Annotated in this window: 12 protein-coding genes and 1 pseudogene; 8 read left to right on the top strand and 5 right to left on the bottom strand. The window is 72.0% G+C overall.

All coding sequences use genetic code 11. The features are described 5' to 3' along the window. Positions 1–49 precede the first annotated feature (49 nt). The 3 genes from AC07C1_RS18235 to AC07C1_RS18225 all read left to right on the top strand — a co-directional run bounded on the left by AC07C1_RS18235 (position 50) and on the right by AC07C1_RS18225 (position 4,802). A complete protein-coding gene (locus AC07C1_RS18235) occupies positions 50–2,017 on the top strand; it encodes a YfjP family GTPase (protein ID WP_478940419.1) in 1,968 nt (655 codons plus the stop codon). 623 nt (positions 2,018–2,640) lie between these two features. After that, complete coding sequence (locus AC07C1_RS18230) at positions 2,641–3,117, top strand: single-stranded DNA-binding protein (protein WP_478940111.1); 477 nt, start codon at positions 2,641–2,643, stop codon at positions 3,115–3,117. A 356-nt stretch (positions 3,118–3,473) separates the two neighbouring features. Further along, positions 3,474–4,802 (top strand): Cys-Gln thioester bond-forming surface protein, encoded by a 1,329-nt coding sequence (locus tag AC07C1_RS18225; protein WP_478940417.1) that lies wholly within the window; start codon positions 3,474–3,476, stop codon positions 4,800–4,802. Between the two features lie 344 nt (positions 4,803–5,146). Here AC07C1_RS18225 and AC07C1_RS18220 read toward each other — a convergent pair whose 3' ends face one another. Then, entirely contained in the window at positions 5,147–5,707 is a 561-nt protein-coding gene (locus AC07C1_RS18220; RefSeq protein WP_478940109.1) for a hypothetical protein, read from the bottom strand. Between the two features lie 456 nt (positions 5,708–6,163). Between AC07C1_RS18220 and AC07C1_RS18215 the strand changes: the two are divergent. From AC07C1_RS18215 to AC07C1_RS18195, 5 genes and pseudogenes are all read left to right on the top strand, one after another. Then, positions 6,164–6,322, top strand: a pseudogene (locus tag AC07C1_RS18215) (GntR family transcriptional regulator); the annotation flags it as partial. Positions 6,323–6,428: 106 nt separating this feature from the next. Then, positions 6,429–6,719: a ribosomal protein L7/L12 gene (locus AC07C1_RS18210; protein WP_478940108.1), complete on the top strand. Its 291-nt coding sequence runs from the start codon at positions 6,429–6,431 to the stop codon at positions 6,717–6,719. Between the two features lie 508 nt (positions 6,720–7,227). Continuing rightward, a complete protein-coding gene (ettA, locus tag AC07C1_RS18205; RefSeq protein ID WP_478940106.1) occupies positions 7,228–8,892 on the top strand; it encodes an energy-dependent translational throttle protein EttA in 1,665 nt (554 codons plus the stop codon). Between the two features lie 6 nt (positions 8,893–8,898). Then, positions 8,899–9,321, top strand: coding sequence for an acyl-CoA thioesterase (locus tag AC07C1_RS18200; RefSeq protein WP_478940105.1), 423 nt, complete (start codon positions 8,899–8,901; stop codon positions 9,319–9,321). After that, positions 9,318–9,995, top strand: a complete 678-nt coding sequence (locus AC07C1_RS18195) for a DUF8185 domain-containing protein (RefSeq protein ID WP_478940103.1) — start codon at positions 9,318–9,320, stop codon at positions 9,993–9,995. The genes AC07C1_RS18200 and AC07C1_RS18195 overlap by 4 nt, the downstream gene beginning before the upstream one ends. A 92-nt stretch (positions 9,996–10,087) precedes the next feature. On the opposite strand, the gene AC07C1_RS18190 is transcribed toward AC07C1_RS18195, so the two are convergent. From AC07C1_RS18190 to AC07C1_RS18175, 4 genes are all read right to left on the bottom strand, one after another. Next, positions 10,088–11,038: an ABC transporter ATP-binding protein gene (locus AC07C1_RS18190; protein WP_478940101.1), complete on the bottom strand. Its 951-nt coding sequence runs from the start codon at positions 11,036–11,038 to the stop codon at positions 10,088–10,090. Positions 11,039–11,245: 207 nt separating this feature from the next. Continuing rightward, positions 11,246–13,969 carry an FtsX-like permease family protein gene (locus AC07C1_RS18185; protein ID WP_478940099.1) on the bottom strand — a complete coding sequence of 908 codons (2,724 nt, stop codon included), beginning with the start codon at positions 13,967–13,969 and terminating at the stop codon, positions 11,246–11,248. 1 nt (position 13,970) lies between these two features. Next, positions 13,971–14,144, bottom strand: coding sequence for a hypothetical protein (locus tag AC07C1_RS18180; RefSeq protein ID WP_478940097.1), 174 nt, complete (start codon positions 14,142–14,144; stop codon positions 13,971–13,973). A 1-nt stretch (position 14,145) separates the two neighbouring features. Beyond that, positions 14,146–14,330, bottom strand: a 185-nt coding sequence (locus AC07C1_RS18175) for a hypothetical protein (protein WP_478940095.1), incomplete at its 5' end; no start/stop codon positions are given.

The raw sequence follows: 14,330 nt of genomic DNA, 5'->3' as shown, positions 1-14,330 counted from the left end.
ACCCGGCGCCACCGACGAGGCGCCGAAGCCCCGCACCGACGAGAAGGCGCTGAAGCCCCGCTCCACCGAGGACGCGTCGAAGTCCCGCCCCGCCCAGGACGCGCCGATTGCGCGCCCCACCGAGGAGTCGCCGAACTCCCGGTCCACCCAGGAGGCGCCGAAGGCGCGCCCCACCCAGGAGTCGCCGAAGTCCCGCCCCGCCGACGAGACACCGAAGTCCGAGACACCGAAGTCCGAGACACCGAAGTCCGAGGCACCGAAATCCCGCCTCGCCGACGGCCCGGCGGGCGACGCCGACCCCGACTCCGCGGAGGCCTGGGACGACGGTCTCATTGCCCGGCGCGTCACGGGGGCCACCCCCGCCCCGCTGGAGACTCCGAGCCGCGGCCCGGGCAGCCACAACCCCGCCCCGCTGGCGTACGACGGTCCGCTGCGCTCCCGCCTGGACGCCCTGCGCGAACTCGTCGGGCTCTCCCGCGCCCGCGTGGACAGCCGCACCCTCGCCGAGGCGGGCCGCGTCCTGGACGAGGCGGCCGCCCGCCGCAAACTCTCCGGCCGGCACACCGTCGTAGCCATCGCGGGCGCGACCGGCAGCGGCAAGTCACAGCTGTTCAACTCACTCGCGGGTGTGGCCATTTCGGAGACCGGCGTGCGACGTCCGACCACGGCCGCCCCCATCGCGTGCAGCTGGAGCGACGGCGCGGCGGGCCTCATCGACCGGCTGGGCATCCCGGGCCGGCTGCGCCGCCGCCCGCTGCAGAGCCCGGAGGCCGAGGCGCAGCTGCGCGGGCTGGTCCTTGTCGACCTGCCCGACCACGACTCGGCCGCCGTGCAGCACCGCGAACAGGTCGACCGGATCCTCAGGCTGGTCGACGCGGTGATCTGGGTGGTCGACCCCGAGAAGTACGCCGACGCCGTTCTGCACGAGCGCTATCTGCGGCCCATGGCCGGGCACGCGGAGATCATGTTCGTCGTCCTCAACCAGGTCGACCGGCTGCCCGGGGACGCCGCCGACCAGGTCCTGGACGACCTGCGGCGGCTGCTGGACGAGGACGGCGTCGCGCTCGGCGAGTACGGCGAACCGGGCGCCACCGTGCTCGCGCTGTCCGCGCTCACCGGCGAGGGCGTGGGCGATCTGCGCGAGGCGCTCGGCGAGTTCGTGGCGGAGCGCGGCGCCGCGGCCCGCCGGGTCGCGGCCGACGTCGACTCCGCGGCGGCCGAGCTGCGGCCTGTCTACGCCACCGGGCGGCGGATCGGCCTCAGCGAGGAGGCGCGGGAGGACTTCGCCGCGCGGCTCGCGGACGCGGTGGGCGCCACGGCAGCGGGCGAGGCGGCCGAGCGTGCCTGGCTGCGCAACGCCAACCGCGCCTGTGGCACCCCGTGGCTACGGCTGTGGCGCTGGTGCCAGCACCGTGGCGAACGCACCACCGGCCGCATCCCGGTACGCACTCAGGCCGACGAGGAGGCCACGGCCCGCCAGGGCGTGGAGCAGGCGGTCCGTACGGTGTCCGACCGGGCGTCCGCCGGGCTGCCCGCGCCGTGGGCGCAGGCGGTGCGCGAGGCGGCCGTACGCGGTTCCCACGGATTGTCGGAGGCACTGGACGAACTGGCAGCGCGGGCCGGACTGCCGCCGGGCCGTCCGCCCCGGCCGGGCTGGTGGCCGGTGGCGGTGCTGGTCCAGGCGTCGATGACGCTGCTGCAGATCGTGGGCGGGCTGTGGCTGGCGGGCCAGATCGCCGGTGTCATGGACCCCAATCTGGGTGTTCCGGTGCTGCTGATGATCTGCGGGATCGTCGGGGGGCCGCTGGTGGAGTGGGGGTGCCGGATGGCGGCCCGGGGACCCGCACGGCGCTACGGCCAGGAGGCGGAACGGCGACTCCGGGAGGCAGCCGCGAACTGTGGCCGGGGCCGGGTCCTCGATCCGGTCGCCTCGGAACTGCTCCGGTACCGGGAGGTGCGGGAGCAGTACGGGCGGGTCGTGCGGACCGGGGCCGGCGCCGGGGCCGGGGTGAGGTGAGAACGAGGCATCCCGAGGCGGATGCCGGGGCCTTCCGGGAGGGGCTGCCGGAGACCTCCCGGAGGGGACTCAGGAGAACCGGAGGGGACTCAGGAGAAGGGGATGAGTCAGGGGCCGTTGCCGGGACGGTGAGGGACCTCTTGGAGGCCGGGGCTCGTCGGGGCGGTGAGGAGCCTCCTGGAAGCCGGGCTCGCCGGTCGGTGAGGGCTTGCCAGGCGGGGCTGCTCGTCGGGTCGGCGGGGGACCTCCCGGAGGCCGGGGTGCGTCGGGTCGGTGAGGGGCCTCCCGGAGGCCGGGGCTCCTCGGGTGAGGCAGGGGGCCCGCGGGGGTGGGTGAGGCGGTACGGGGAGGGGCGTCACCCGTGTGGGTGGCGGGGATTTCCACAGGTGAGGCGGTCGTCCACAGCGCCCAGCGGACCCGGCCCGACGGAGGCAGTCTTGGGTCACGCGATCGCACGGCGGTTCCGGCCGGAGGGACGGCGGGGTCCGCGGGCGGTCGACGGGACGTGCGGGCGCGTACGGCAGTCGTACGCGCCGGCACGCCAGACGCAGCCGTACGGGAAGGGCCCGTACCGCGTGTCCGCCCGGTCGGCGCAGTCCCGGCCGGGGGAGGGGAGCGAGGACATGAACGAGACCATCGTCTGCGTGGTGGGCAACGTGGCGACCCCGCCGGTGTACCGAGAACTGCCGGCGGGTCCGTCGGCCCGGTTCCGGCTGGCGGTCACCGCCCGCTACTGGGACCGGGAGAAGAGCGCCTGGACGGACGGACACACCAACTTCTTCACGGTGTGGGCCAACCGCCAGCTCGCGGTGAACGTGACCGCGTCGGTGGAGGTGGGCCAGCCCGTCGTCGTCCAGGGCCGGCTGAAGGTGCGCACGGACGTGCGAGACGGCCAGCAGCAGTGGGCGTCCGCCGACATCGACGCCGTGGCGATCGGCCATGACCTGGCACGCGGCACCGCGGTCTTCCACCGGGCGGCCAAACCGGAGGCGTCGCCGACGGTGACCCGCTCCGAGCCGAACTGGGAGACACCTCGGCCCACGGACACCCCGGACGGCGAACCAGCACAACTGAGCGAGGAGCCAATGGCGGTGACGTGACGTCAGGCAGTTGACGGCCGTCGACGTTCCGCTCTAAACCGCGGCCCACCGGTGGCTCCCACTCCCAACACCCCGTACGAACCGGTGGATTTGTCGATAAGCCCAGCCCACGAACCGTGCCCGCGATAACGATTGCGGATCGGATCGGCCATCGGATGATCCGACCGGCAGGTGAGGCGCCGCCTGATCCATAGGATGCCGGGCGTGCCCCTTGGGGCTGCCGATTCTGCTGGTGGGACCGTCCCCCACGTCACGGGTCCTGCTCGAAGGGGAATTCTGTGCTTGCTGCGCTCTCTGGGTTCTGCCGGTCCGCCGGAGCGGCCCGCCTGGCCGCCGCCACCGCGGTATCCGGTCTCATGGCGGCCGGTGTGCTGTCCGGCGCCGGTACGGCCGTGGCCGACGAGACCCCGCAGACCCAGGGCGGGGCGACGGCCACGATCAGCGGGCTCAAGACCTACGGCGAGGCCGTGATCCACCAGGACGGCGGCGATCAGCGGGTGTCCGCGGGACTGTTCGAGATGTCCGTGGACGGCGGCGGCACCCTGCAGACGTACTGCGTCGACCTGCACAATCCCACCCAGCGGGACGCCCGGTACCAGGAGACGTCCTGGAGTGGCACCTCGCTCGGTGCCAACAAGGACGCCGGCAAGATCCGCTGGATCCTGCAGAACTCCTACCCTCAGGTCAACGATCTCGCCGCGCTCGCCCGGCAGGCGGGCGTGGGCACCCTCACCGAACAGGACGCGGCGGCCGGCACCCAGGTGGCCATCTGGCGCTATTCGGACGACGCGAAGGTCGACGCCGTCGACCCGCAGGCCGAGAAGCTCGCCGACTACCTGGAGAAGAGCGCCCGGAACCTCGGAGAGCCGCAGGCTTCACTGACCCTGGACCCGCCCGCGGTCTCCGGCCGGCCGGGCGACCTGCTGGGACCGGTGACCGTGCACACCAACGCGGGCGCGGTCACGGTGACCCCGCCGGCGGACGCGGCCACCAGCGGCGTGCGGATCATCGACAGAACCGGCAAGGTGCTCACCTCCGCGAAGGACGGCAGCCGCCTCTACTTCGACATCCCCGAAGCCGCGGCGGACGGTACGACCCAGCTGACCCTGCAGGCGTCGACCACCGTGCCGGTGGGCCGTGCCTTCGCCTCCGACAGCCGCAGTCAGACCCAGATCCTGGCCGGTTCCAGCGAGTCCACGGTCTCCGCGACGGCGACGGCCGGCTGGGCTGCCAAGGGCGCCATACCGGCGGTGTCCGCGCGGAAGAACTGCGCCAAGGGCGGGGTGGACATCATCGCGGCCAACAAGGGTGACAAGCCCTTCACCTTCGAGCTGATGGGCGCCGAGCACGCGATCCCCGCGGGCGCCTCCCGCACGGTGACCGTCCCGCTCCAGGAGGACCAGGGCTACGACTTCACGATCACCGGCCCGAACGGCTTCAGCCACCGCTTCACCGGTGTCCTCGACTGCAAGACGCAGGGCACGATCACGACCGCGACCACCCGCATCCACAACCAGCCCAGCCCGGCCACGGTGGGCGGCGCCGCCGCCACGGACACCACCGACCTGGCCGCCACCGGCGGCTCCGCGATCACCCCGCTGATCGCGGGCGTGGCCATCGGCCTCGTCGTCATCGGCGGCGCGGTCCTGGTCCTGCTGCGCAATCGGGAACAGACGAGCGACTGACCGGTCCGCCCCGGGCCCACGCTGACAGCCCACCACGGGTACCGAACCGGACAACCCGATATTGCCCCAGGTCAGGACACCCCACCGGAAGATCCTGGCCAGGGCCAAGGTGATCCCGGCTGACAGCCTGGATGTGCCATGGTGGCGAGGTCAGCTCTAGGACCATGGGCGGCCGTCTCAGATCCCGTCCCATTCAGCCTCGGTCATGGTCGTTCAGGCGAGACGCGCAGCGTTACCAGCACCGACGGCTGACTGCCCATGAACGCAGATGAACGGCCCCGTCCGAGGCTCCCGAGACCACCACCACAGTTGGAAAGAGTGCTGGTCGCGAACCACAGACCTGTCTACAAGTGGCGGGGATCCGGGCTGAGGATGGCTGGATCTTCGGATCGCAGCCGGAACTTCGCATGGACGCCGAGACTGTTGCGTGCGGAAACATAGAACTCATCACGCTTTTCCTGAAACTCCCGGAACGCCCTCATCCAGTCGTCTGACGTACCTGGGCGCATGTCTCGAACGAACTGTTCCAGTACCCAGGCGTGCCGCTGCAGCGATCTGGCTGCCGAGATGGTTTCCGCGTCTCCCATAAGGAGCACGGCTTCGAACGCATGGCCACGTTCAAGCTCAGCTTCGGCCAGCAGCTCCAGGCCGGCCTCCCTGGCGAGTGGCTGAGGCAGGTCGAAGAGTCCCTTGCCTGCAGCCAGACGGCCTGCCAGCGAGGTGAACCTCTTGACCGCGTCGGCATACCGGAGATAGCACTCCAGGCGACGTTCGTCCCACCGTGTGGAAAGTTGGCGCCGCCACCGGGATCTCTCCATCAGGGCTCCACCGACGTACGACGCAACCGCGCCGACGAGCACACCGATCAAGGTGAATAGTTGTCCTGACATGTCACCGCCGATCATGTATCTGCCAGAGGGAACATACGGCCGGAGACTCTGACGCGTAAGGGCCTCAGGCTGGTACGAGAGCTGAACGGACTCTCAGCGGAGCCGGGACGGCTGGATGCGACTACACAGCTCCAGAGCCCTCGTTCAGTTGCTGTACCGCAGCGAAGTACAGCAACCCCAGCGTCGGTGCCCAGCACCAGCCCTCATGGGTCTTCTGGCGGCCTATATGACCTTCAATGACCGGTGGCGCAACGGGTAGGTTGACCGTGGCCGTTCAGAACACAGTGGCTGGCTTGGGGGACTCCGTGGACGAGGACGAAATCAGACGCGCGGTAACGCGAGGGATGCAGGACTACGAGAAGTCCCGACCCAAGCCCAAGGGGATCGTCGCGGAGGCGGAGAGCGCCATAGGCGGTTGCGTAGCGATGTTCTTCGTGGCCTTGGTGATTCTTGGCATCGTCGCTGCCTGCAGCAGGTGACGCGTCGATACTCGGCATCCCGAAGGCCGCGCTCGTCACGCACATCCGGCGGACGTACCACAGCGACCAGGGGCGGCCCGTGGAGACGGCGGACATCGTGGTGCCCGCCGCTCACTGCGAGATCGTGTACGAGATCCCGATCAACCGCTAGGGCAGCGCCGACCGCTCCAGACAGTCCGGGTCGCAGGCCGGCCGCCCACATGTCGCCTGTCGCCCGAAGAGCCGTCCGCCTCCCGGTCGGCCTAGGATCTTCTGTCATGGACATCGTGGAACTTATCCTCCTACTGGGCTTCTTCGCGGGGATCATGAGCATCCAGAGCCGTCTCTCCGGCATGGACAAGCGACTGGTGCGCATCGAGGGCCGACTCGCTCTGATCGCCGACCGGTTGGGGCTGGAGGAGCCGGACGAACAGCGCGCGCAGCGGGAGCGGGTCGAGGCGCTGGTGCGCGAGGGCAAGCAGGTCGCGGCGATCAAGGTGTACCGCGAGATGACCGGCGCTGGCCTGAAGGAAGCCAAGGACGCGGTGGACCGGATGGGCGGCCTCTAGTCGCTACGGCGCCATGATCTGGCGATGGGTGAGTACGCGTGGCCCACGGGCCCGAATGCGCCGGCATCAGACGCGGTCCGGCGTAGCTGGGCGGCGACCGTCGCGGCTCTGCCCGTAGGGACCCGGGTTACCAGAGAGGTCATCGGTCGCCGGTCCTTCGGCGTCTTCATACTGAGGTCACGGCCATGCCGCACGGGATGGAGCTGCCTGCCCTGGGGGCTCCGTCGAGGGCGAGGTCTACTGGCACGCCCACAATCACCAGGTGAGAGTCCGGCTCGATGGATGGCCGGCGGCTGACGAGTGATCGCTCCCGGGCCGTCCCTGGGCCGTGCGCGGGGGCCCGAGGCCACCGGACGACGACCGACAGTGACAGACGACCGACCGTCGTCTCCACCGAAACCCCAGGTCAGCGCCCCCGCCCCTAACGCGTTTCCGCCCAGGGGTGGCCGTACGGCAAGATGGGGTGTATCTGCCCACTGCCAGATTTCAAGCTGCCGGACGGTTTCTCTTGGCTGAGTTCATTTACACCATGCGCAAGGCGCGCAAAGCGCACGGCGACAAGGTGATCCTCGACGACGTCACCCTGAGCTTCCTGCCGGGGGCGAAGATCGGTGTCGTCGGCCCGAACGGTGCCGGTAAGTCGACCGTGCTGAAGATCATGGCGGGCATCGAGCAGCCGTCGAACGGTGACGCCTTCCTGTCGCCCGGCTACAGCGTCGGCATCCTGCTCCAGGAGCCGCCGCTGAACGAGGAGAAGACCGTCCTGGAGAACGTCCAGGAGGGTGTCGCCGAGATCAAGGGCAAGCTCGACCGGTTCAACGAGATCGCCGAGCTGATGGCGACCGACTACTCCGACGCGCTGCTCGACGAGATGGGCAAGCTCCAGGAGGAGCTGGACCACGCCAACGCGTGGGACCTCGACGCCCAGCTCGAGCAGGCCATGGACGCCCTCGGGTGCCCGCCCGGCGACTGGCCCGTCACCAACCTCTCCGGTGGTGAGAAGCGCCGCGTCGCGCTCTGTAAGCTGCTGCTGGAGCAGCCCGACCTGCTGCTCCTCGACGAGCCCACCAACCACCTCGACGCCGAGTCGGTGAACTGGCTGGAGCAGCACCTGGCCAAGTACCCGGGCACCGTGGTCGCCGTCACCCACGACCGGTACTTCCTGGACAACGTCGCCGGGTGGATCTGCGAGGTGGACCGCGGCCGCCTGCACGGCTACGAGGGCAACTACTCCAAGTACCTGGAGACCAAGGCCGCCCGCCTCAAGGTCGAGGGCCAGAAGGACGCCAAGCGCCAGAAGCGGCTCAAGGAAGAGCTGGACTGGGTGCGGTCCAACGCCAAGGGCCGCCAGGCCAAGTCCAAGGCCCGCCTCGCGCGGTACGAGGAGATGGCCGCCGAGGCCGACAAGATGCGGAAGCTGGACTTCGAGGAGATCCAGATCCCGCCGGGTCCGCGGCTGGGCAACGTCGTCGTCGAGGTCAACGACCTGCACAAGGCCTTCGGGGAGAAGATCCTCGTGGACGGGCTGTCGTTCACGCTGCCGCGCAACGGCATCGTCGGTGTCATCGGTCCGAACGGTGCGGGCAAGACCACGCTGTTCAAGATGATCCAGGGGCTGGAGACGCCGGACACCGGTGACATCAAGGTCGGCGAGACCGTGAAGATCGCGTACGTCGACCAGACCCGCGCCAACATCGACCCGAAGAAGACGCTGTGGGAGGTCGTGTCCGACGGGCTCGACTACATCAACGTCGGCCAGGTCGAGATGCCCTCGCGGGCGTACGTCTCCGCGTTCGGCTTCAAGGGCCCCGACCAGCAGAAGCCGGCCGGGATCCTCTCCGGTGGTGAGCGCAACCGCCTCAACCTGGCGCTCACCCTGAAGCAGGGCGGCAACCTGCTGCTCCTCGACGAGCCCACCAACGACCTCGATGTGGAGACGCTGTCCAGCCTGGAGAACGCCCTGCTGGACTTCCCCGGCTGCGCTGTCGTCGTCTCCCACGACCGGTGGTTCCTCGACCGGGTCGCCACGCACATCCTCGCCTACGAGGGTGAGTCCAAGTGGTTCTGGTTCGAGGGCAACTTCGAGTCGTACGAGAAGAACAAGATCGAGCGGCTCGGCGCGGACGCCGCGCGTCCGCACCGCGCCACCTACAAGAAGCTGACCCGGGGCTGATCGATCTTGCGCTACATCTACCGCTGCCCCCTGCGCTGGTCGGACATGGACGCCTACGGCCATGTCAACAACGCGGTCTTCATTCGCTACCTGGAGGAAGCCCGTATCGACTTCCTGTTCCGCCCGGACAAGGAGTTCAAGCAGGGGTCGGTGGTGGCGCGCCACGAGATCGACTACAAGCGGCAGCTCGTCCACCGGCACCATCCGGTGGACGTCGAGCTGTGGATCACGGAGATCAGGGCCGCGTCCTTCACCATCACCTATGAGGTGAAGGACGACGACCTGCTCTACGTGCGGGCCTCGACGGTGGTCGTGCCGTTCGACTTCGAGACCCAGCGGCCGCGCCGGATCACCGCCGAGGAGCGCGAGTTCCTCGAGGAGTACATGGACCGGGCCGACGAGGCCGACGAGGAGGCCGTCGCCGCATGACGGTGCTGCACCTCGCCGACGAGACGGAGGCGGCGGACCTCGCCGCCTTCCTCTCCCGGCTGCTCCACTACGACCGTGGAGCAGCGGTGCGCCTGCAGGCGGCCGGCACGGCACTCGCCGTCTTCGGACGGCCGCCGTCCTTCGAGGTGCTGGCTGTTCGCGCGGTGCGGCTGGCGAAGCCGTACGAGAACGGGCTCGATGTCACCCTCGACGTGACCGTCTCCGCCGGGGAGTTCCTGGAGTCGGTGGACGAGCGGGCGGCCGTAGCCGCCGTTCCGGGAGCGGTGACCGGTCCGCCGTGGGCCGGTGTGCTGCCGCCGCGCGGCGGCTGGCAGCCGGAGCCGGGGCTGCCGGCCCCGGACGCGCTGCGGGCCACCGTCGCCGCGGCGGTCACCGAATTCCGGTCGCGTACGGAGGAACTGACGCCCGAGGGGCGTACCCGTGCGGAGCTGGACCGGATCGGGCGGGACATCTGGTCCCGGGAGATAGGGAAGACCCGGCTTCCGGTGCGGGCGGTGCACGCGGCGCAGTCCCTGGGCTTCCTCCGGCCGGGTACCGGGCCGGCCGACACCGGGCTGTTCTCCTCGGGGGCGTGGCTCCGGCTGCGTACGCCGTACGGGTCCATCGCCGTCCGCCGGGCCGGGCTCGGGTCCCTCGGGGTCAGCGTGCGCTGAGCGGGGGCATGGGGGGCGTTCCGCTTCCGCGTCCCGTCCGTGGCGCAGGGGCAGGTTCCGTGCACCGTGCCGGGGCCGCCCGGTCGTTCGTCTCATTCCGTGTCGTCCGGCCACACCCCGATGTGATCGGACTCCAGTTCCAGGGCCACGCGTACGTGCATGTCGAGGGCGCGGAGGTAGTCGGCGGGGAGTTGCAGGCGGCCCGCGCGGTCGAGCATGGCGTACTCGCGGGCGACGACCGTCTCGTGGCCGGTCGCGGCGTCGATCTCGCTGCGGCGCAGCACCTCGGTGGAGGTGCGGCCGTCGCGGATGGCGACCGTGCGGCGGACCTCGCTCGCGACCGCCTGGTCGTGGGTGACGATGACGATCGTGGTGCCGAGGGTCTCGTTGGCCGCGCGGAACGCGTCGAAGATCTGCGTGGCCGTCTGGGAGTCGAGTTCGCCGGTGGGCTCGTCGGCGAGCAGCACCGCGGGGTCGTTCGCGAGGGCCACGGCGATCGCGACGCGCTGCTGCTGGCCGCCGGACATCTCCTGCGGGCGACGGTCGCGGCAGTCGGCCACCTGCAGCAACTCCAGTAGTTCCAGGGCGCGTTCGGTGCGGGCGCGACGGCCCTTGCGGGTGCCGGAGAGCTGGAGGGGCAGGGCGGTGTTCTGGGCCGCGGTGAGGTAGGGAAGCAGGTTGCGGGAGGTCTGCTGCCAGACGAAGCCGACGACTTCGCGACGGTAGGCCAGGCGGTCGCGGGCGGTCATGGTGAGCAGGTCGCGGCCGGCGACCCGGGCCGCGCCGGCGGTGGGCGTGTCCAGGCCGGCGAGGATGTTCATCAACGTGGACTTGCCGCTGCCGGACGCGCCGACGAGAGCCATCAGCTCGCCCTCGCGGACGAGGAGATCGAGGCCCTGGAGGGCTTGGACCTCCACGCCGTCCGTGGTGAAGACGCGGACGAGGCGGTCGCAGGTGATCAGGGCGTCGTGGCCGTAGGCGGGGCGGTCCTTGTCCTCGGTGACGCGGTCCGCCAGCTCGCTCAGGCTCGGTTTCGTGGTCATGGGGTCTCCTCACGAGGTCTCCCGGGTCTGTCCGGGACGGGTCCCGGCCCAGGGGCGCGACCGCCCGCGGCCGAGCATCCGAAGGGGCGCGGGAAGGTGCGTTACCAGCCACGACGCGCCCGCAGCCGCGCACGACCGCCCGCTCCCGCTCGTTCGTCGCGCACGCCCGCTCCCGCTCGTTCGTCGCGCACCCCCGCCCCCGCGTGTTCATCGCCCGTCCCCCGCCCGCAACTCCGTCACCGACCCCCGTCTTCCCGTCCACCATGCCTGGAGGGTCGCGACGCTCACCGACGCCAGCACGACCAGTGCCGCCGGGATCGTGAGCGACCAGGTGTCGGGGCGCAGGCCGGCCTCGCCGAGCGGGGTCTGGGCGGAGGACAGGGCGATGGTCGTCAGGTCGATGCCGGGGGAGAGGAGGAGGATCGCGGACCAGCCGGTCAGGGTGCCGCCGACCGCGGCGAGCAGGGCCTGCGGGAGGGACTCCAGGATCAGCAGGCGGCGGCCCTGGGCTCGGGTGAGGCCCATGGTGCGCAGGCGGGCGAGGAGCGCGGCCCGTTCGGGGGCCGCGCGCAGCAGGGCCAGCAGCAGGGCGAGGACGGCGAAGCCGGCAGCCGCGGCCACCGCCGCCGTGTAGACGTGCACGGCGCCGGACTGCAGGGGCGAGTCGGCGTAGCGGGCGCGCTCGTCGGCGCGGACGCGGACCGCGGCCGAGCCGCCGACGGCATGCCGCAGCGCGCCCCCGTCCAGGTGTTCGCCGGTCACCAGCAGGGCCGTCGGACGGTTCGCCGGATCGGCGAGGCCGGCACGGTTCACGACGAGGAAGTCGGTGCCGGGGACGGCCGGCGTGCGGTCGCGGACGAGCACGATGCGCACACTGACCGCGCTGCCGTCCGCCAGCCGGACCAGGAAGGGACGCCGGGTGCCGTACGCGGACGCGACGGACGGGGAGGCCATGGCGGGCAGAGTCCCCGTGTGACCCTTGAGCCGGTCGGCGGGGACGGCGCCGAGACCGGTGCGGTGCGTCAACTCGCCGTAGGCGGACGGGTCGACGCCCGCCAGCGGGGTCGAGTCCTGGCCGTCCTGCGGCTTGGCCTGGTAGTCGATGCTCACCGCCGCCACATCGCGTACCCCGGGCACGGCCCGCACGCGGCGGGGGAGGTCCGCCGGGAGCGGGGCGTCGGAGTCCGCGCGGGCGTCGGCGCCGACGGTCAGGAGGGCGGCGCGGTCGCGGGCGTCGGCCACGCCTGCCAGCACCGAGCCGCCGAACGCCGCCGTGGTCAGCGCGGTCAGCAGGGCGAGGAGCGGCAGGACCGCCGGGACGGAGGTGCGGCCCGCGCGGGCCAGGGAGAGGTGGCCCACCACCCCGCGCAGCCGTCCGGCCGGACCGGCGATCCGGCGCAGCAGCAGCGGGTAGAGGCGGAGCAGCAGCAGCGCCGCGACGATCCCGACCAGGACCGGTGCCACGGCCACCAGCTGGTCGCCCGTCGTGCCGCGCCGGCGCAGGGCCGCGACCGCTCCGACGGTCGGCACCAGCAGGGTCAGTTCGGCGACCGTGCGGCGCCGGGAGGGCCGTACGGCCGCCACGTCCTCGCGCGGGGCCGCCGTCCGGATCGTGCGGTGGGTGAGGGCGGCGTGCACCGGCAGGGCGGCGCAGGCGGTGAGTGTGACGGCAACGGCGGCGGCGACGGCGTGCCCGGCGCGCTCCCCGGGGACCGCCGGCAGGGCCGCCGCCAGGCCGAGCGCGCCCGCGGGTACGACGACCACGGCGGTCTCGGCCAGCAGCCGCCCGGCGAGTTGGGGCAGGGAGGCACCGCGGGCGCGCAGCAGCGCGAGTTCGGCGCGGCGCCGGTCGGCGGCCAGGCCGCCCGCCATGACCAGGACGACGGCGACGACCGTGGCGGTGCCCGCGGCGGCCACGGACACCAGCGGGGAGATGCCGGAGCGCAGCCGGGAGAAGGAGGTGAGGGCGTCGTCCAGGTCGGTGGTGATGTCGGCGCCGTAGTCGGTGAGGGCACGGGCCCGTTGCAGCGCGGGCCCGGACTCCAGGGCGGCGACGGCCGGGTTCAGCCGGTCCAGGTCATGGGCGTGCAGGCCGCTCAGCTCGGGCGCGAGGAGCCAGTAGCGGACCGGGTCGGTGCTGGTCCCGAGCAGCGCGGGGGCCGCCTCCGGAGGGAGCAGCAGCGCGCCGAGCCAGTACTTGTCCGGGTCCGGTCCCGGAGTCGGCAGCGTCACCAGGTCCGGGGTGCGCAGCAGCGGGTCGGTCGACCAGTAGGCGCCGTCGGGGTCGCGCGGGACGAGGATGCCGGTGACGCGGACCGCGAGCGGCTGCCGGCCGGGCGCCGGCACATGGATGACCGCACCCAGCTTGATGTTCAGGCCCTTGGCGGTGGCGGCGGTCACCGCGGCCTCGACCTCGGGGGTCGTCTCGTCGACCGGATGCGTGGCACGCGGCAGCCGGCCGGTGCGGACATGCGCGTGGTCGGCCAGACCGCTCCGCGTGACCATCGAGACATGGGCGGGCAGCCCGGTCGGGCGCGGCAGCCACGGGTCGGGCACGGCCGGGTGGACGGTGCCGCCGACGCCGTACGCGGACTGGGCGCGGTCGACGGTCAGCGGACTGCCGACGGTCCCGAGCAGCTTCTCGTACTGCCGTTCCAGCGCGGCGGGACGCATCGCCGCGGCCCGCTGCCCGGCCGGCAGACCGAGGTCGGGCTGGGGCGCCGTCACCCGCACGGTGGTGTGCTCCGGGCGGGCCTGCCGGAGCGCCCGCCGCAGGCCCGCGTCCTCGTACCGGTCGACCGCGCGCGGGAAGGCACCCGCCAGGCACGCGGTCAGCGCGACCAGCAGCGCGAGGGCGACGGCCGCCCCCGGCGCGGCGCGCAGCCGGGTCCGTACCCACGGAGCGACCGGCTGAGGTGCCGGACGGCGCATCTCACTCACCTCCTTGTTCGTGCAGCGCTCGCGCCGGGCCCACTCGGCGCACGGCCGGTACGGCCGCGACCGCGAGCGGGACCGCGGCGATTCCGGCCAGCAGCAGCGCCACCTGTGCGGGCGGCAGCCGGGTCCGTACCCGCGGAGCGACCGGCTGAGGTGCCGGACGGCGCATCTCACTCACCTCCTTGTTCGCGCAGCGCTCGCGCCGGGCCCACTCGGCGCACGGCCGGTACGGCCGCGACCGCGAGCGGGACCGCGGCGACTCCGGCCAGCAGCAGCGCCACCTGTGCGGGCGGCAGCCGGGTCCGTACCCGCGGAGCGACCGGCTGAGGTGCCGGACGGCGCATCTCACTCACCT

This window comes from Streptomyces sp. NPDC045022, assembly GCF_056432605.1.
This window is presented reverse-complemented; position numbering and strand designations above follow the sequence as displayed.